The sequence below is a fragment of the Streptomyces sp. NPDC090032 genome (assembly GCF_044748025.1).
Taxonomy (GTDB): Bacteria; Actinomycetota; Actinomycetes; order Streptomycetales; family Streptomycetaceae; genus Streptomyces.
The window spans coordinates 88,881-106,857 of record NZ_JBIVFF010000021.1; the positions used below are offsets into that span (position 1 = coordinate 88,881).

A 17,977-nucleotide genomic window follows, 5' to 3' on the forward strand; every position below is an offset into this window, starting at 1 on the left:
CAGGGCGTCAGCCTGGGCATGCCCCAACTGCCCGCGCCGGCCTACCCGGACGACGTCCGGGCCCGGCTCGAGACGGATGCGCGCGAGATCATCGCCCGCTACCCGGGATCGCGCTCCGCGCTCCTCCCGCTGCTGCACCTCGTGCAGTCGGAGGAAGGCCATGTCACGCGCACGGGCATGCAGTTCTGCGCCGACACGCTGGGCCTGACCACTGCGGAGGTCACCGCCGTCGCGACCTTCTACACGATGTACCGGCGCAAGCCGAGCGGTGACTACCAGGTGGGCGTCTGCACGAACACGCTGTGCGCCGTGATGGGCGGCGACGCCATCTTCGAGGCGCTCCAGGAGCACCTGGGGGTCGGCAACGGCGGGACCACCGAGGACGGCAAGGTCACCCTCGAACACATCGAGTGCAACGCGGCCTGCGACTTCGCGCCCGTCGTGATGGTCAACTGGGAGTTCTTCGACAACCAGACGGTGGGCAGCGCGAAGCGGCTCGTCGACGACCTGCGCGCGGGAGCCGAGGTCGAACCCACTCGCGGCGCCCCCCTGTGCACGTACAAGGAGACCGCGCGGATTCTCGCCGGCTTCCCGGACGAGCGGCCCGGTGCCGTCGAGGCGAGCGGCAGCGCGGGCCCTGCCTCGCTGATCGGCCTGCGCCTCGCCAAGGGCGAAGCCGCCCCCGCGCGCGTGGTCCATCCGCGGGACGGGGGACCTCATCGGGACGCAGGCGACGCGGCACCGCACGACACGTCGCCCGCCGAGCACCTGAGTTCGCACGATGCGCCGCAGGACACGTCGTCCTCCGATCCGGCCCACCCGGCGGGCCCCGTGGCCGAGGAGGGGGAGTGATGACCTTGGCAGCCGAGATCAACAACGACACCAGCCCGGAGAAGCTGCTCTCGCCGGTGCTTTCGGCGTTCTGGGACGAGGACAAGTCCTGGTCCCTCGACGTCTACCGGCGGCACGACGGCTACGAGGGTCTGCGCAAGGCCCTCGCCATGTCGCCGGACGACCTGATCGCCTATGTGAAGGACTCCGGACTGCGCGGCCGTGGCGGCGCGGGCTTCCCCACCGGAATGAAGTGGCAGTTCATTCCGCAGGGCGACGGCAAACCGCACTATCTAGTTGTCAACGCCGACGAGTCGGAGCCAGGGACCTGCAAGGACATCCCGCTCCTCTTCGCGAACCCGCATTCCCTCATCGAGGGGATCGTGATCGCGTGCTACGCGATCCGCTCTTCGCATGCCTTCATCTATCTGCGGGGCGAGGCCGTCCCCGTACTGCGGCGGCTCCACGAGGCCGTGCGGGAGGCCTACGCGGCTGGCTACCTCGGCGAGAACGTCCTGGGCAGCGGCCTGAACCTCGAAGTCACGGTGCACGCGGGCGCGGGCGCGTACATCTGTGGCGAGGAGACCGCACTGCTCGACTCGCTCGAAGGCCGCCGTGGCCAGCCGCGGCTCCGTCCCCCCTTCCCCGCGGTCGCGGGCCTCTACGCGTGCCCCACTGTTGTCAACAACGTCGAGTCCATCGCGTCGGTTCCCGCGATCCTGAATCGCGGCAAGGACTGGTTCAAGTCGATGGGCAGTGAGAAGTCCCCGGGCTTCACGCTGTACTCGCTCAGCGGGCATGTCACCAACCCCGGCCAGTACGAGGCTCCGCTCGGCATCACGCTGCGCCAGCTCCTCGACATGAGCGGCGGCATGCGTGCGGGCCACCGCCTCAAGTTCTGGACACCCGGCGGCAGTTCGACCCCGATGTTCACCGACGAGCACCTCGACGTGCCCCTTGACTACGAGGGCGTCGGCGCCGCGGGATCGATGCTGGGCACGAAGGCGCTCCAGTGCTTCGACGAGACGACCTGCGTCGTGCGGGCGGTCACCCGCTGGACCGAGTTCTACGCCCACGAGTCCTGCGGCAAGTGCACACCGTGCCGCGAAGGGACGTACTGGCTCGTGCAGTTGTTGCGCGACATCGAAGCGGGCAAGGGCGTCATGTCCGACCTCGACAAGCTGAACGACATCGCCGACAACATCAACGGCAAGTCGTTCTGCGCGCTCGGCGACGGCGCCGCGTCCCCGATCTTCTCCTCGCTCAAGTACTTCCGCGAGGAGTACGAGCAGCACATCACGGGCAAGGGCTGCCCCTTCGACCCCGCCAAGTCGACCGCTTGGGCGGACCAGCGCACGGAGGTGAACGCATGACGGTAACCACAGGCGCTCCCTCCGGGGGCGGCGAGGCGGCGGTGCCGCCGGAGGATCTCGTCTCGCTGACGATCGACGGCATCGGGATCAGCGTGCCCAAGGGCACTTTGGTCATCCGCGCCGCCGAGCAGCTCGGCATCGAGATCCCCCGCTTCTGCGACCATCCCCTGCTCGACCCGGCCGGTGCCTGCCGTCAGTGCATCGTCGAGGTCGAGGGCCAGCGCAAGCCGATGGCGTCCTGCACCATCACCTGCACCGACGGCATGGTGGTCAAGAGCCAGCTCAGCTCGCCGGTCGCCGAGAAGGCGCAGCGCGGTGTGATGGAGCTGCTCCTCATCAACCACCCGCTGGACTGCCCGGTCTGCGACAAGGGCGGCGAGTGCCCGCTGCAGAACCAGGCCATGTCGCACGGCCAGTCCGACTCCCGCTTCGACGGGAAGAAGCGGACCTTCGAGAAGCCGGTCGCCATCTCGACGCAGGTCCTGCTCGACCGTGAGCGGTGCGTGCTGTGCGCGCGCTGCACCCGGTTCTCGAACCAGATCGCCGGCGACCCGATGATCGAGCTGCTCGAGCGCGGCGCGCTCCAGCAGGTCGGCACCGGCGAGGGCGACCCCTTCGAGTCGTACTTCTCCGGGAACACGATCCAGATCTGTCCGGTCGGGGCGCTGACCTCGGCGGCGTACCGATTCCGCTCCCGTCCCTTCGACCTCGTGTCCTCGCACAGCGTGTGCGAGCACTGCGCGGGCGGCTGTGCGACCCGCACGGACCACCGGCGCGGCAAGGTCATGAGGCGCCTCGCGTCGCCGGACCCCGAGGTCAACGAGGAGTGGGTCTGCGACAAGGGCCGCTTCGGGTTCCGGTACGCGCAAAAGCCCGACCGGCTGACCACGCCGCTCGTGCGGAACGCGGACGGTGTCCTGGAGCCCGCGTCCTGGCCCGAGGCCCTGGAGATCGCGGCCCGGGGCCTGTCGTCGGCGCGCGGTCGCGCCGGGGTCCTGACCGGCGGTCGGCTCACCGTCGAGGACGCGTACGCGTACAGCAAGTTCGCGCGCGTGGCGCTCGACACGAACGACATCGACTTCCGCGCGCGCGTGCACAGCAGCGAGGAGGCCGACTTCCTCGCGGCGCGGGTCGCGGGACGCGGGCGTGACCTCGACGGTGTCGGGGTCACGTACACCTCACTGGAGAAGGCGCCCGCCGTCCTCCTCGTCGGGATCGAGGCCGAGGAGGAGGCGCCCGGCGTCTTCCTGAAGCTGCGCAAGGCGTGGCGCGGGCACGGCCAGCGGACCTTCGGGCTCGCCCCGTTCGGGACCCGCGGCCTGGAGAAGGCGGGCGGCACGCTGCTGCCGGCCGCGCCGGGCACCGAGACCGAGTGGCTGGACGCCCTCGCCTCCGGCTTCGGCCTTGAGGACGAGGGCGCCGAGGCGTCCGAGGCGCTGCGCGCCGATGGTGCCGTCATCGTCGTCGGCGAGCGGCTCGCCGCCGTGCCGGGCGCCCTGACCGCCGTCGTACGGGCCGCCACGGCGACCGGTGCCCAGCTGGTGTGGATCCCGCGCCGGGCCGGGGAGCGCGGCGCGATCGAGGCGGGCGCCCTGCCGTCGCTGCTGCCCGGCGGGCGACCGGCCACCGACCCGCGCGCGCGGGAGGAGGTCGCCGCCGCCTGGGGAGTGTCCGAACTCCCGCACCGCTACGGGCGCGACACGGGCCAGATCGTCGAGGCCGCCGCCGGCGGTGAGCTGCGGGCCCTGGTCGTCGCCGGTGTCGAGGTCGCGGACCTGCCCGACCCGGCACGCGCGCGTGAAGCACTGCACGAGGTGGCGTTCGTCGTCTCCCTGGAGCAGCGTCCCAGCGAGGTCACCGACCACGCGGACGTCGTGCTTCCGGTCGCCGCCGTCGTCGAGAAGGCGGGCACGTTCCTCAACTGGGAAGGCCGGGCACGCCTCTTCGAGGCCGCGCTCAAGCCCGACCAGATGACGCGCTCCCTGGCGCCCGCCGACGCGCGGGTGCTCCAGATGCTCGCGGACGCCATGGACGTACACCTGGGACTGCCGGACCTGCGGGCCGCGCGGGGGGAGCTCGACCGCCTCGGCGGGTGGAGCGGGCCCCGCGCGACGGACTCGCTGGAGTCGGCCTCGCAGCCGCCGCGGCCCGCGTCCGGTGAGGCCGTCCTCGCGGGGCACCGGCTGCTGCTCGACCAGGGCCGCCTCCAGGAGGGTGACGACGCGCTCGCCGGCACGCGGCACGCTGCACGCGCGCGTGTGTCGGCCGCCACGGCAGCCGAGGCGGGTGTCAAGGACGGCGACGTACTCGCCGTCACCGGACCGGCGGGGACGACCCAACTCCCGCTCCAGGTCACGGAGATGCCGGACCGCGTGGTGTGGCTTCCGCTGAACTCCACCGGCGGGGGCGTGGCCTCCGACACGGGGGCCGTGCCCGGCGCGCTCGTCCGGATCGGTCCCGCGGGCATCGACGAGGCCAAGGAGGTGCAGTCATGAACCCGCTCGCTCTGGAAGACCTCTCGATGTTCGGCACGGACCCCTGGTGGCTCGTGGCGATCAAGGCGGTCTTCTGCTTCGCCTTCCTGATGGTGACCGTGCTCTTCTCCATCGTGTGGGAGCGCAAGGTCGTCGCCTGGATGCAGCTGCGCATCGGCCCCAACCGGCACGGCCCCTGGGGCATGCTCCAGTCGCTCGCCGACGGCATCAAGCTGATGCTCAAGGAAGACGTCGTCGTCAAGCGCGCCGACAAGGTGGTCTACATCCTGGCGCCGGTCGTCGCCGCGATCCCGGCCTTCATGGCGATCGCCGTGATCCCCTTCGGGCCCTCCGGCAACGAGGTCTCGATCTTCGGCCAGCGCACGACGATGCAGCTCACCGACCTGCCGATCGCGATGCTCTACATCCTCGCGGTCGCCTCGGTCGGCATCTACGGGATCGTGCTCGCGGGTTGGAGTTCCGGATCGACCTACCCCTTGCTGGGTGGCCTGCGGTCCTGCGCCCAGATGATCTCGTACGAGATCGCGATGGGCGCGGCCTTCGCCTCGGTCTTCCTCTACTCCGGGTCGATGTCCACCTCGGAGATCGTCGCCCAGCAGCACGACCGCTGGTACATCGTGCTCCTGCCGGTCTCGTTCCTGATCTACATCGTGACGATGGTCGGCGAGACGAACCGCGCCCCCTTCGACATGCCGGAGTCCGAGGGCGACCTCGTCGGCGGCTTCAACACCGAGTATTCGTCGATCAAGTTCGCGCTGTTCATGCTCGCCGAGTACGTGAACATGGTGACGGTCTCGGCCGTGTCGGTGACGCTCTTCCTGGGCGGCTGGCGGGCCCCGTGGCCGGTGTCCACCTTCTGGGAGGGCGCGAACCACGGCTGGTGGCCGATGCTCTGGTTCGTCATCAAGGTCCAGCTGCTGCTGTTCTTCTTCATCTGGCTGCGCGGCACGCTCCCGCGCGTGCGCTACGACCAGCTGATGAAGCTCGGCTGGAAGGTTCTCATCCCGGTCTCGGTGGTCTGGCTGATGCTGGTCGCCACCGTGCGGACCCTGCGGAACGAGAACTACGACTTCGCCTCCATCGCCCTGTACGTGGGCGGCGGCGTCCTCGCCCTGCTGCTGCTCTCGTTCCTCGTCGACATCTTCAGGGACCGCGGTGGCAAGGAACGCGAGGCGCGGGAGGCGGCCGAACAGACCGCGGCCTTCGACCCGATGGCAGGCGGCTTCCCGGTCCCGCCGCTGCCCGGCCAGACTCCGCCGGCCGTGCCGCGCCGACGCCCGCGCGGGGAGCGGGAGTTGATTGTCAGTGGCGGACCGGATACTGCCAGTGACGGAACCGGTGAGGGTCCCCGTGACGGAAAGGAGGCGTCCCATGGCTGAGGAGTCGACGGAGGGCGGGCAGAACAAGCCCGGCTTCCAGAATCCCGTGGCCGGCTTCGGCGTGACCTTCAAGGCCATGTTCAAGAAGCGGCTGACGGAGCAGTACCCGGAGCAGCCCAAGACCACGGCCCCGCGGTTCCACGGCCGGCACCAGCTCAACCGTCATCCGGACGGCCTGGAGAAGTGCATCGGCTGCGAGTTGTGCGCCTGGGCCTGTCCCGCGGACGCCATCTACGTGGAGGGCGCGGACAACACCGACGAGGAGCGCTACTCGCCGGGCGAGCGGTACGGCCGCGTCTACCAGATCAACTACGCCCGCTGCATCCTGTGCGGTCTGTGCATCGAGGCGTGCCCCACGCGCGCGCTGACGATGACGAACGAGTTCGAGCTCGCCGACAGCAGCCGCGAGAACCTGATCTACACCAAGGAGCAGCTGCTCGCCGGGCTCGAGGAGGGCATGGTCGAATCGCCCCACTCGATCTTCCCCGGCACGGACGAGCAGGACTACTACCGAGGTCTGGTGACGGAGGCCGCGCCCGGCACGGAGCGTCAGGTCGCCGTCTCCAAGGGCGAGAAGCCCGAACCCGAGGGGGCTGAGGCATGAGCCAGCTCGCCGCCACAGCCACTCTTGCCGCGGGCACCTCCACGGGTGAGGCCATCCAGTTCTGGGTCCTCGGCACGGTCGCCGTCATCGGCGCGCTGTGCACGGTCCTGATGAAGAAGGCGGTGCACAGCGCGCTGTGTCTCGCCGGGACCATGATCATTCTGGCGATCTTCTACCTGGCCAACGGCGCGTACTTCCTGGGCGTCGTCCAGATCATCGTCTACACCGGCGCGATCATGATGCTGTTCCTGTTCGTGGTCATGCTCGTCGGCGTCACCGCGGCGGACTCCCTGAAGGAGACCATCAAGGGGCAGCGCTGGCTGGCCCTGGTGTGCGGCCTAGGCTTCGGGATCCTGCTCCTCGCGGGCATCGGGAACGCCTCGCTCCACCAGTTCAACGGACTGGGCAAGGCGAACGCCGGCGGGAACGTGGAGGGCCTCGCCGCCCTCATCTTCACGAAGTACGTCTTCGCCTTCGAGATCACCGGTGCCCTGCTGATCACGGCCACCCTCGGAGCGATGGTGCTCACGCACCGCGAGCGCGTCGAGCGGGCCAGGACCCAGCGCGAGATGGCCGAGCAGCGCGTGCGCGAGGGCAAGCACCTGCCGCCGCTGCCCGCCCCGGGTGTCTACGCCCGGCACAACGCGGTCGACATCGCGGGCCTGCTCCCCGACGGCACCCCCTCCGAGCTCACGGTCAACAGGACGCTGCGCGAGCGCGGCCAGATCCGCGACGTGTCGGACGAGGCGCTCGGTGACCTGAAGGCTCTGGAGCAGCGCTCGGCCGAGCGCCTGGAGCGGACCGAGGAGGCGTCGAAGTGAATCCCGTCAACTACCTGTATCTCGCCGCCCTGTTGTTCACGATCGGCGCCACCGGCGTGCTCATCAGGCGGAACGCGATCGTCGTGTTCATGTGCGTCGAGCTCATGCTCAACGCGTGCAACCTCGCGTTCGTCGCGTTCTCCCGGATGCACGGCAATCTCGACGGCCAGATCATCGCCTTCTTCACGATGGTCGTCGCCGCCGCGGAGGTCGTGGTCGGGCTCGCGATCATCGTGTCGCTGTTCCGTTCCCGCCACTCGGCCTCGGTCGACGACGCCAGCCTGATGAAGCTGTAAGGGGTCGCTGCACAGTGGAAAACCTGATTGCGCTGCTGGTAGCGGCGCCACTGCTCGGAGCGGCCGTACTGCTGTGCGGCGGACGGCGGTTGGACCGTGTGGGCCATCTGCTCGGCACGCTGCTCGCGGCCGTCTCCTTCGTCATCGGCGTCCTCCTCTTCGCCGACATGCTCGGCAGGAGCGCCGACGACCGCTCCCTCACCCAGCACCTGTTCAGCTGGATCCCGGTCGAGGGCTTCCAGGCGGACGTCTCCTTCCAGCTGGACCAGCTGTCGATGACGTTCGTGCTCCTGATCTCCGGCGTGGGCACGCTGATCCACATCTACTCGATCGGGTACATGGAGCACGACGAGCGGCGCCGCCGCTTCTTCGGCTACCTGAACCTGTTCGTCGCGGCGATGCTCCTCCTGGTCCTCGCCGACAACTACCTTCTCCTGTACGTCGGCTGGGAGGGCGTGGGCCTCGCCTCGTACCTCCTGATCGGCTTCTGGCAGCACAAGCCCAGCGCGGCCACCGCGGCGAAGAAGGCCTTCCTGGTCAACCGCGTCGGCGACATGGGCCTGTCGATCGCCATCATGCTGATGTTCACGACGTTCGGGACGTTCGCCTTCGCGCCGGTGCTGAAGGCGGCGGAGGAGCACCAGGGCGGCGGCGCGACGCTGACGGGCATCGCCCTGATGCTGCTGCTCGCCGCGTGCGGCAAGTCCGCCCAGGTGCCGCTGCAGTCCTGGCTCGGTGACGCGATGGAGGGCCCGACCCCGGTCTCGGCCCTCATCCACGCCGCGACCATGGTGACCGCCGGTGTCTATCTGATCGTCCGCTCCGGCGCGGTGTTCAACGCGTCGCCGGACGCACAGCTCGTCGTCGTCATCGTCGGAGCGGTCACGCTCCTGTTCGGTGCGATCGTCGGTTGCGCGAAGGACGACATCAAGAAGGCGCTGGCCGGCTCGACGATGTCGCAGATCGGCTACATGGTGCTGGCCGCGGGCCTCGGCCCCATCGGCTACGTCTTCGCGATCATGCACCTGGTGACGCACGGCTTCTTCAAGGCGGGCCTCTTCCTCGGCGCCGGTTCGGTCATGCACGGCATGAACGACGAGGTGGACATGAGGAAGTACGGCGCCCTCAGGAAGTACATGCCGGTCACGTTCGTCACGTTCGGGCTCGGCTATCTCGCGATCATCGGCTTCCCGGGTCTGTCCGGCTTCTTCTCCAAGGACAAGATCATCGAGGCGGCGTTCGCGAAGGGCGGCACGGAGGGCTGGATCCTCGGCTCGGTGGCCCTGCTGGGCGCGGCCATCACCGCGTTCTACATGACGCGCGTGATGATCATGACCTTCTTCGGTGAGAAGCGCTGGCAGCCGGATGCGCAGGGCCACGAGCCGCACCCGCACGAGTCACCGAAGTCCATGACGATCCCGATGATCGTGCTCGCGGTCGGATCCGTCTTCGCGGGTGGCTTCTTCAGCATCGGCGACCGCTTCCTGCACTGGCTGGAGCCGGTCACCGAGCACAGCCACGGGAACGCGCCGATCAGCGCCACGACGGTCACCGCGGCCACCATGGTGGTCCTGGTGATCGGCGTGGGGCTGGCCTACCTCCAGTACGGCCGCCGCGCGGTCCCGGCCGTCGCCCCGCGCGGCTCGCTGCTCACCCGGGCGGCCCGCCGTGACCTGCTCCAGGACGACTTCAACCACGTGGTCCTGGTCCGCGGCGGCGAGCACCTCACCCGCTCCCTGGTCTACGTCGACCACACCCTGGTCGACGGCGTGGTCAACGGGACGGCGGCCTCGGTCGGCGGGCTCTCCGGCCGGCTGCGCAAGCTCCAGAACGGCTACGCCCGCTCGTACGCCGTCTCGATGTTCGGCGGTGCGGCACTCATCGTCGCCGCGACCCTGCTGATGAGGGCGGTCTGATAGCAATGTCCTTTCCTCTGCTGACAGCGACGGCGGTGCTCCCTGCTGTGGGAGCCATCGCCACGGCTGCCGTCCCGGCGGCGCGGCGCACGGCGGCGAAGTGGCTGGCGCTGCTCGTCTCGCTCGCCACGCTCGTGCTGGCCGCGGTCGTGCTCGTGCGCTTCGAGCCCGGCGGCGCCCGCTACCAGCTCACCGAATCCCACTCCTGGATCAAGGACTTCGGGGTGCGGTACGAGCTGGGCGTGGACGGCATCGCGGTGGCGCTCATCGCGCTCACCGCCCTCCTGATGCCGTTCGTCATCCTCGCGGGCTGGCACGACGCCGACCCGCAGGAGACCGGGAGTTCGAGGTGGCGCCCGACGCAGGGCTTCTTCGCCCTGATCCTCGGTGTCGAGGCGATGGTGATCATCTCCTTCGAGGCCACCGACGTCTTCCTCTTCTACATCTTCTTCGAAGCCATGCTCATCCCGATGTACTTCCTCATCGGCGGCTTCGGAGACCGCGCCCACGCGGGCAGCGACGAGAACGCGGCGGCCCAACGCTCGTACGCCGCCGTGAAGTTCCTCCTCTACAACCTCGTCGGCGGCCTCATCATGCTGGCGGCCGTGATCGGTCTCTACGTGGTGGCGGGGAACTTCTCGCTCCAGGAGATCGCGGCCGCGCGGGCCAACGGTTCACTGCACATGGCGACCAGCACCGAGCGCTGGCTCTTCCTCGGCTTCTTCTTCGCCTTCGCCGTGAAGGCGCCGCTGTGGCCGCTGCACACCTGGCTGCCGAACGCGATGGGGGAGGCCACCGCCCCGGTCGCCGTCCTCATCACGGCGGTGGTCGACAAGGTCGGCACGTTCGCGATGCTCCGCTTCTGCCTCCAGCTCTTCCCGGAGGCCTCGAAGTGGGCGACGCCGGTCATCCTCGTACTGGCCCTCATCAGCATCGTCTACGGTGCGCTGCTCGCGGTCGGCCAGCGGGACATCAAGCGCCTGGTGGCGTACGCGTCGATCTCGCACTTCGGCTTCATCATCCTGGGCATCTTCGCGATGACGAGCCAGGGCCAGTCGGGCGCGACGCTCTACATGGTCAACCACGGAATCTCGACGGCCGCCCTGATGCTGGTCGCGGGCTTCCTGATCTCGCGCCGCGGCTCGCGCCTGATCGCGGACTACGGAGGCGTGCAGAAGGTCGCCCCGGTGCTCGCCGGCACGTTCCTGATCGGCGGCCTCGCGACGCTCTCGCTGCCGGGCCTCGCGCCCTTCGTGAGTGAGTTCCTGGTCCTGGTCGGCACGTTCTCGCGCTACCCGGTGATCGGGATCATCGCGACGTTCGGCATCGTCCTCGCCGCGCTCTACACGCTCGTCCTCTATCAGCGCACGATGACGGGCCCGGTGAAGCCGGAGGTCTCGGCCCTGCCGGACCTGCGCGTGCGGGAACTCGCGGTGGTCGTCCCGCTGATCGCCGTCCTGATCTTCCTGGGCGTCTACCCGAAGCCGGTCACCGACCTGGTGAACCCGGCGGTCAAGCAGACCCTGTCCGACGTACACAAGAAGGACCCGAAGCCAGCGGTGGAGGCGGCCAAGTGAGCGCAGCAGCCGTCCACAGCCTGTGGACAACGGCGGCCGATCCCATTTCCAAGATCGACGCGCCGAAGATCGAATACGGCCAATTGTCGCCCACCCTGATCGTCCTCGGTGCGGCGGTCCTCGGGGTCCTCGTCGAGGCGTTCGTGCCGCGCAAGTCCCGCTACTACGTCCAGGTGTTCCTCGCCGTCGTCGCCCTGGCCGCCGCGTTCGCCGCGGTGGTCGGGCTCGCGGCCGGCGGGTACGGCACGACGAAGGCGCACATCGCGGCCATGGGCGCGATCTCCGTCGACGGCCCGGCCCTGTTCCTCCAGGGCGTGATCCTGCTGACCGGCCTCGTCGCGATCTTCACCTTCGCCGAGCGCCGCCTGGACCCGGAGGCGCACGGCAACCGCGTCGACTCGTTCGCCGCGCAGGCCGCGTCCGTACCGGGCAGCGACAGCGAGAAGGCCGCGGTGAAGGCCGGGTTCACCACCACCGAGGTGTTCCCGCTCGTGCTCTTCGCGATCGGCGGCATGCTGGTCTTCCCCTCGGCGAACGACCTCCTGACGCTGTTCATCGCCCTGGAAGTCTTCTCCCTGCCGCTCTACCTCCTGTGCGCCGTGGCCCGCCGCAAGCGGCTCCTGTCGCAGGAGGCCGCGGTCAAGTACTTCCTCCTCGGTGCCTTCGCCTCGGCGTTCACCCTGTTCGGCATCGCCCTCCTGTACGGGTACGCGGGCTCGGTGTCGTACGCGGCGATCGCCGACGTCGTCGACGGATCGATCCAGAACATCGACCCGGCGCTCGCCGACACCATGGGGAACGACGCACTGCTGCTCATCGGCGTGGCCATGGTCGTCATGGGCCTGCTGTTCAAGGTCGGCGCCGTGCCGTTCCACATGTGGACCCCGGACGTCTACCAGGGCGCGCCCACGCCGGTCACCGGCTTCATGGCGGCCGCCACGAAGGTCGCCGCCTTCGGCGCCCTCCTGCGGCTCCTGTACGTCGTCCTGCCCGGCCTGCGCTGGGACTGGCGGCCGGTCATGTGGGCCATCGCGATCATCACGATGCTGGGCGGCGCGATCGTCGCGATCACCCAGACCGACATCAAGCGGCTCCTCGCGTACTCGTCGATCGCGCACGCCGGATTCATCCTCGCCGGTGTCATCGCCACGACGCCCGACGGCATCTCGTCCGTGCTCTTCTACCTGGGCGCGTACTCCTTCGTGACCGTCGGCGCGTTCGCCGTGGTCACGCTGGTCAGGGACGCGGGCGGCGAGGCCACACACCTGTCGAAGTGGGCGGGGCTCGGACGCCGCTCGCCGCTGGTGGCGGCCGTCTTCGCGGTGTTCCTGCTCGCCTTCGCCGGTATCCCGCTGACCTCGGGCTTCGCCGGAAAGTTCGCCGTGTTCAAGGCGGCGGCGGAGGGCGGGGCCGGTGCGCTCGTCGTGGTCGGTGTGATCTCGTCGGCCATCGCGGCGTTCTTCTACATCCGGGTGATCGTGCTCATGTTCTTCAGCGAGCCGAAGGCGGACGGCCCGACGGTCGCCGTGCCCTCGCCGCTGACCATGACCACGATCGCCGTGGGTGTGGCGGTCACGGTGGTGCTGGGCCTGGCGCCGCAGTACTTCCTGGACCTGGCGAACCACGCGAGCGTGTTCGTGCGGTAGCCGCGCAGCGCGGGGCCCTCGCCGCCCGGTGTCCCTGAGAGGGGGCGCCGGGCGGCGGTGTTCCCGGCCGCCACGGAGGGTGCCCCAGGACCCCCAGCCTGTGGATAACTTTTCGGGCTGTCGGTGCGGAGCCCTATCGTGGCAGCAGTGGTCGAACCACGGAGTACGGACGTACGGGGGACAGGGCGATGAATGGGATCGGTGGCATGAGCGAGGTGACGGAGCCCGGCGTGGCGACGGCGATGCGCGGCGGCGCACTGGAGACGCTGCACCGCGTCTTCGGATATGACGCGTTCCGCGGCGAGCAGGAAGCGATCATCGACCACGTCGTGGACGGCGGGGACGCCGTCGTCCTGATGCCGACCGGCGGCGGAAAGTCCCTGTGCTACCAGATCCCGGCCCTGGTCAGGCCCGGTACGGGCGTCGTGGTCTCGCCCCTCATCGCCCTCATGCAGGACCAGGTGGACGCGCTGCGGGCGCTCGGCGTGCGCGCCGGGTTCATGAATTCGACGCAGGACTTCGACGAGCGGCGCACGGTCGAGGCCGAGTTCCTCGCGGGCGAGCTGGACGTCATCTATCTGGCGCCCGAGCGGCTGCGCCTCGACTCGACGCTCGACCTGCTCTCCCGCGGCAGGATCTCCGTCTTCGCGATCGACGAGGCGCACTGTGTGGCCCAGTGGGGGCACGACTTCCGCCCCGACTACCTGGCGCTCTCCGTCCTCGGACAGCGCTGGCCGGACGTACCGCGCATCGCGCTCACCGCGACCGCCACGCACGCCACGCACGAGGAGATCACCCAGCGCCTGGGCATGCCGGACGCCAAGCACTTCGTGGCGAGCTTCGACCGGCCCAACATCCAGTACCGGATCGTGCCGAAGGCCGACCCGAAGAAGCAGCTCCTCACCTTCCTCAAGCAGGAGCACGAGGGCGACGCGGGCATCGTGTACTGCCTGTCGCGCAAGTCGGTGGAGGCGACGGCCGAGTTCCTCAGCCGCAACGGCATCGAGGCGGTCCCGTACCACGCGGGCCTGGACGCGGGCACCCGCGCGGCGCACCAGTCCCGCTTCCTGCGCGAGGAGGGGCTGGTCGTCTGCGCGACCATCGCGTTCGGCATGGGCATCGACAAGCCCGACGTCCGGTTCGTCGCGCACCTCGATCTCCCGAAGTCCGTCGAGGGCTACTACCAGGAGACGGGCCGCGCCGGCCGTGACGGACTCCCCTCGACGGCCTGGATGGCGTACGGGCTGCAGGACGTCGTCCAGCAGCGGAAGCTCATCAACATGGGGGAGGGGGACGAGGCGTTCCGGCGCCGGGCCGGGTCCCACCTCGACGCGATGCTGGCGCTGTGCGAGACGGCGCAGTGCCGCCGGTCCCAGCTGCTCATGTACTTCGGGCAGGAGCCGCAGACGGCCGCCTGCGGCAACTGTGACACCTGCCTCTCGCCGCCCGAGACGTGGGACGGGACCGTCGCCGCGCAGAAGATCCTCTCCACGGTGGTGCGCCTGGACCGGGAGCGGAGGCAGAAGTTCGGCGCGGGCCAGATCATCGACATCCTGATGGGCCGGCGCACGGCCAAGGTCATCCAGTTCGACCACGACCAGCTCTCCGTCTTCGGCATCGGCGAGGACCTGAGCGAGGCCGAATGGCGGGGCGTGGTGCGGCAGTTGCTGGCGCAGAGCCTCATCGCGGTCGAGGGCGAGTACGGGACGCTGGTGCTCACGGAGGAGAGCGGGAGCGTCCTCGGGAGACAGCGTGAGGTGCGGCTGCGCAAGGAGGCGCCGAGGCCCGCCGCCTCCCGGTCGTCCTCGCGCGAGCGCAAGGCGAAGTCGCCCGCGGCGGACCTGCCGGAGCAGCTGCTGCCGGTCTTCGAGGCGCTGCGCGCGTGGCGTGGCGCGCAGGCGAAGGAGAACGGGGTCCCGGCGTACGTCATCTTCCATGACGCGACGCTCAAGGAGATCGCCCTCCAACACCCGACATCTATCGGCCAGTTGGGCACGATCGGCGGCGTCGGCGAGAAGAAGCTGGCGACGTGGGGCGAGGGTGTGCTCGCCGTCCTGGAGGGCCTGGACGGCGCCGGTTCCAGCGCCCCGTCAGCCCCGGCCGGCTCCGCCGCCGGGGAGGCGCCGGAGCCGGACCCCGGCTGGCCCGAGGACGAGCAGGAGCCGGAGGACATCGACTGGTGACGGTGGTGACGGCGCCTTCAGGCCGCTGACGGCGCCCCACCCTCGGGCCCCTGACGGCGCCGCCTCAGGTCTCTCATGCCGTGGCGCCCGCCACGATCCGCCCCGTCACTTCGCCCAGGCCCACTCGGGTGTCGTCCGGGCCCTGGGCCCAGGCCGTCATGGTGACCACGTCGTCGTTCTCCAGGAACGTGCGCTTGCCGTCGGGGAGTTCGATGGCGTCGCGCCCGTTCCAGGTGATCTCGATGAGGGAGCCGCGCGCGTTCTCCGAGGCGCCGCTGATCGTGCCGGAGCCGTACAGGTCCCCGGTGCGCAGGGAGGCGCCGGCCACCGTCATGTGGGCCAGCATCTGGGCTGCCGTCCAGTACAGGCCCGCGGACGAGGTCTCGGAGATGACATGGCCGTTGAGGGTGACGGTGATGTGCAGGTCGTAGCCGCCGGGCTCGTCCGCGATGCCGTCGGCGGAGGGCGCCGAGTCGTCCAGGTACGGCAGGAGGGGGTACGTGCGCTCCGGGGGCGTCACGCGCGCCTCGTCCAGCGCCTCCAGCGGGGTGATCCAGGCCGAGACCGACGTGGCGAAGGACTTGCCCAGGTGCGGGCCGAGCGGCACGGTCTCCCACGACTGGATGTCGCGCGCCGACCAGTCGTTGAGGAGGCAGAGCCCGAACACGTGGTCGCGGTACGCGGACAGCGGTACCGCCGTGCCCTGCGCGGACGGCGTCCCGACGACGAAGCCGAGCTCGGTCTCGATGTCGAGCCGCACCGAGGGGCCGAAGACGGGGGCCGGGTCGGCCGGTGACTTCCGCTGGCCCGAGGGGCGGACCACGTCCGTGCCCGAGACCACGACCGTCCCCGCGCGGCCGTGGTAACCCACCGGCAGATGCTTCCAGTTGGGCTTCAGGGGCTCCTCGTCCGGGCGGAACATGCGGCCGAGGTTCCGGGCGTGGTTCTCCGAGGCGTAGAAGTCGACGTAGTCCGCGACCTCGAAGGGGAGGTGCAGGGTGACGTCGTCGAGCGGGTACAGCAGGGGGCTCACGGTCTCGCGGTGGGCCGGGACCGTGACCCAGGCCGTGAGCGCGCGGCGCACGTCCGACCAGGCGGTGCGGCCCGCCGCCATCAGCGGGTTCAGGCTGGGGCGGGCGAGCAGGGAGACGTAGGGCGAGCCGAGCGAGGCCGCCGCGGCGCCCGCGTCGAGCACGTACGAGCCGAGGCGCACGCCGACCCGGCGCGTCTCGACGGCCTCCCGCGGCAGGGAGAACACCCCGTACGGGAGGTTGTGCGGTCCGAAGGGATCGCCTTCGGGGAGGTCGAGGGGGGTGAGCGGGGTCTGCTCGGACATGCGTACCTGCCTCGCTTTCCATATGGGTGGGCCACACGTTACGTGGGAGCGGCGCGTTGGGGCAGTGCCTAAAGAGTTCGCAATGTCCGGATAAGCCTTGCTGGAGTGGTCAATTCCGGCTTAGCGTCCTATCGGGGGACGCGGACGGGGTGGGTCCGGGTCCGAAGGGGGACAGGACACGTGGGGGGACCCGTGGCCAGGAGCGCCAGCAGCGTGCCGTTCGAAGCCGACCGGGACGTGCCGGGCCTGATCGTCAAGTTCGGTGACTATCCACTGCATCACGGAGGAGTAGGAGCAATCCGCAGCCTGGGCCGCCTCGGCGTGCCCATGTACGCGATCACGGAAGACCGTTACACGCCGGCGGCGTCCTCGCGCTATCTGCACCGGGCCTTTCCCTGGCGGACCACCGGGGCCGAGGAACCGGAGCGGCTCGTCGAGGGCATGCTGCGCATCGCGCGCAGGATCGGCAGGCCGACGGTCCTGATCCCGACCGACGAAGAGGCGGCCGTCCTCATCGCCGAGCATCAGGAACAGCTGGCCGACGGGGGGAAGTTCCTGTTCCCGCGCGTCGAGCGGGACCTGCCGCGCCGCCTCGCCAGCAAGCAGGGGCTGCACGAACTGTGCGTGGAGCACGGCGTCGCGTCGCCGGCGGCCGCTTTCCCGGAGTCGTACGCCGACATCGAGGAGTTCGCCGCGTCGGCGCGCTTCCCGGTGGTCGCCAAGAACCGTGAGGCGTTCACGCGCCGCAAGCAGCCCGCGGTGAACGGGACGACGAAGATCGCGACCCCCGAGGGTCTGCTCGAACTCGCCCGCGACTGGGGTGAGCAGCCCGGCGTCATCCTCCAGGAGTATCTGCCGAGGGAGCAGGCGGAGGACTGGATCGTGCACGCGTACTTCGACGCGGACTCGACGCCGCTCGCCCTCTTCACCGGTGTCAAGGTGCGTTCCTGGCCACCGCACGCGGGCATGACGGCGAATGCGTACGTCGTCGACAATCCGGAACTCGCGGACCTCGCCGCGCGTTTCATCAAACAGATCGGCTTCACCGGCGTCATCGACCTCGACCTGCGCTTCGACCGGCGCGACGGCCAGTACAAGCTCCTCGACTTCAATCCGCGCATGGGCGCCCAGTTCCGGCTCTTCGAGAGCGAGTCCGGGATCGACGTCGTCCGCGCCATGCATCTCGACCTGACCGGCCGCGCCGTACCGGAGGGGGAACAGCGCGCGGGCCACCGGTACGTGGTGGAGAACATCGACCTGCCCGCTCTCATCGCCTACCGCCGCAGCGGATACACGACCCCGCACGCCCCGGCCCGCGCCACGGGCACGGAGCTCGCGTGGCTCGCCACCGACGACCTGCGGCCGCTGTTCACGATGCTCGCCCGGTTCGTCGGCCCGGGAGCCCGCCACCTCCACCAGCTGTGGCGGACCAACCGCCGCGGCGGCGGCACGGCGAGGACCACGCCCGAATAGCGCACCACCAGCACCAGTTACGTCCACAGAAGCACCAAGTGTCACCG

Annotated in this window: 13 protein-coding genes; 12 read left to right on the forward strand and 1 reads right to left on the reverse strand. The window is 69.8% G+C overall.

Going from position 1 to position 17,977, the window contains the following annotated elements:
- The first annotated feature begins 18 nt into the window (after positions 1 to 18).
- From nuoE to recQ, 11 genes are all read left to right on the forward strand, one after another.
- Positions 19 to 852, forward strand: coding sequence for an NADH-quinone oxidoreductase subunit NuoE (nuoE, locus tag ACIPWY_RS37290; protein WP_362908620.1), 834 nt, complete (start codon positions 19 to 21; stop codon positions 850 to 852).
- A complete protein-coding gene (gene nuoF / locus ACIPWY_RS37295; protein ID WP_383894846.1) occupies positions 852 to 2,204 on the forward strand; it encodes an NADH-quinone oxidoreductase subunit NuoF in 1,353 nt (450 codons plus the stop codon). The genes nuoE and nuoF overlap by 1 nt, the downstream gene beginning before the upstream one ends.
- Complete coding sequence (locus ACIPWY_RS37300; protein ID WP_362908597.1) at positions 2,201 to 4,699, forward strand: NADH-quinone oxidoreductase subunit G; 2,499 nt, start codon at positions 2,201 to 2,203, stop codon at positions 4,697 to 4,699. The genes nuoF and ACIPWY_RS37300 overlap by 4 nt, the downstream gene beginning before the upstream one ends.
- A complete protein-coding gene (nuoH, locus tag ACIPWY_RS37305) occupies positions 4,696 to 6,078 on the forward strand; it encodes an NADH-quinone oxidoreductase subunit NuoH (RefSeq protein WP_362908598.1) in 1,383 nt (460 codons plus the stop codon). The genes ACIPWY_RS37300 and nuoH overlap by 4 nt, the downstream gene beginning before the upstream one ends.
- A complete protein-coding gene (gene nuoI, locus ACIPWY_RS37310; RefSeq protein WP_362908599.1) occupies positions 6,071 to 6,682 on the forward strand; it encodes an NADH-quinone oxidoreductase subunit NuoI in 612 nt (203 codons plus the stop codon). The genes nuoH and nuoI overlap by 8 nt, the downstream gene beginning before the upstream one ends.
- Positions 6,679 to 7,503 carry an NADH-quinone oxidoreductase subunit J gene (locus ACIPWY_RS37315; protein WP_362908600.1) on the forward strand — a complete coding sequence of 275 codons (825 nt, stop codon included), beginning with the start codon at positions 6,679 to 6,681 and terminating at the stop codon, positions 7,501 to 7,503. Before nuoI ends, ACIPWY_RS37315 begins: the two co-directional genes overlap by 4 nt.
- Positions 7,500 to 7,799: an NADH-quinone oxidoreductase subunit NuoK gene (gene nuoK, locus ACIPWY_RS37320; RefSeq protein WP_004927567.1), complete on the forward strand. Its 300-nt coding sequence runs from the start codon at positions 7,500 to 7,502 to the stop codon at positions 7,797 to 7,799. Before ACIPWY_RS37315 ends, nuoK begins: the two co-directional genes overlap by 4 nt.
- A gap of 14 nt (positions 7,800 to 7,813) precedes the next feature.
- A complete protein-coding gene (gene nuoL, locus ACIPWY_RS37325) occupies positions 7,814 to 9,715 on the forward strand; it encodes an NADH-quinone oxidoreductase subunit L (RefSeq protein WP_401536771.1) in 1,902 nt (633 codons plus the stop codon).
- A gap of 5 nt (positions 9,716 to 9,720) precedes the next feature.
- The gene (locus ACIPWY_RS37330) at positions 9,721 to 11,292 is read left to right on the forward strand and encodes an NADH-quinone oxidoreductase subunit M (protein ID WP_362908602.1); all 1,572 of its coding nucleotides are present in this window, start codon (positions 9,721 to 9,723) and stop codon (positions 11,290 to 11,292) included.
- The gene (nuoN, locus tag ACIPWY_RS37335; protein ID WP_362908603.1) at positions 11,289 to 12,938 is read left to right on the forward strand and encodes an NADH-quinone oxidoreductase subunit NuoN; all 1,650 of its coding nucleotides are present in this window, start codon (positions 11,289 to 11,291) and stop codon (positions 12,936 to 12,938) included. Before ACIPWY_RS37330 ends, nuoN begins: the two co-directional genes overlap by 4 nt.
- Before the next feature lie 206 nt (positions 12,939 to 13,144).
- Positions 13,145 to 15,121: a DNA helicase RecQ gene (gene recQ / locus ACIPWY_RS37340; protein WP_362908604.1), complete on the forward strand. Its 1,977-nt coding sequence runs from the start codon at positions 13,145 to 13,147 to the stop codon at positions 15,119 to 15,121.
- Between the two features lie 73 nt (positions 15,122 to 15,194).
- On the opposite strand, the gene fahA is transcribed toward recQ, so the two are convergent.
- Positions 15,195 to 16,457, reverse strand: coding sequence for a fumarylacetoacetase (fahA, locus tag ACIPWY_RS37345; RefSeq protein WP_362908605.1), 1,263 nt, complete (start codon positions 16,455 to 16,457; stop codon positions 15,195 to 15,197).
- Between the two features lie 213 nt (positions 16,458 to 16,670).
- Between fahA and ACIPWY_RS37350 the strand changes: the two genes are divergently transcribed.
- On the forward strand, positions 16,671 to 17,930 hold the full coding sequence (locus ACIPWY_RS37350) for an ATP-grasp domain-containing protein (protein ID WP_393705499.1): 1,260 nt from the start codon (positions 16,671 to 16,673) through the stop codon (positions 17,928 to 17,930).
- Positions 17,931 to 17,977: the final 47 nt, after the last annotated feature.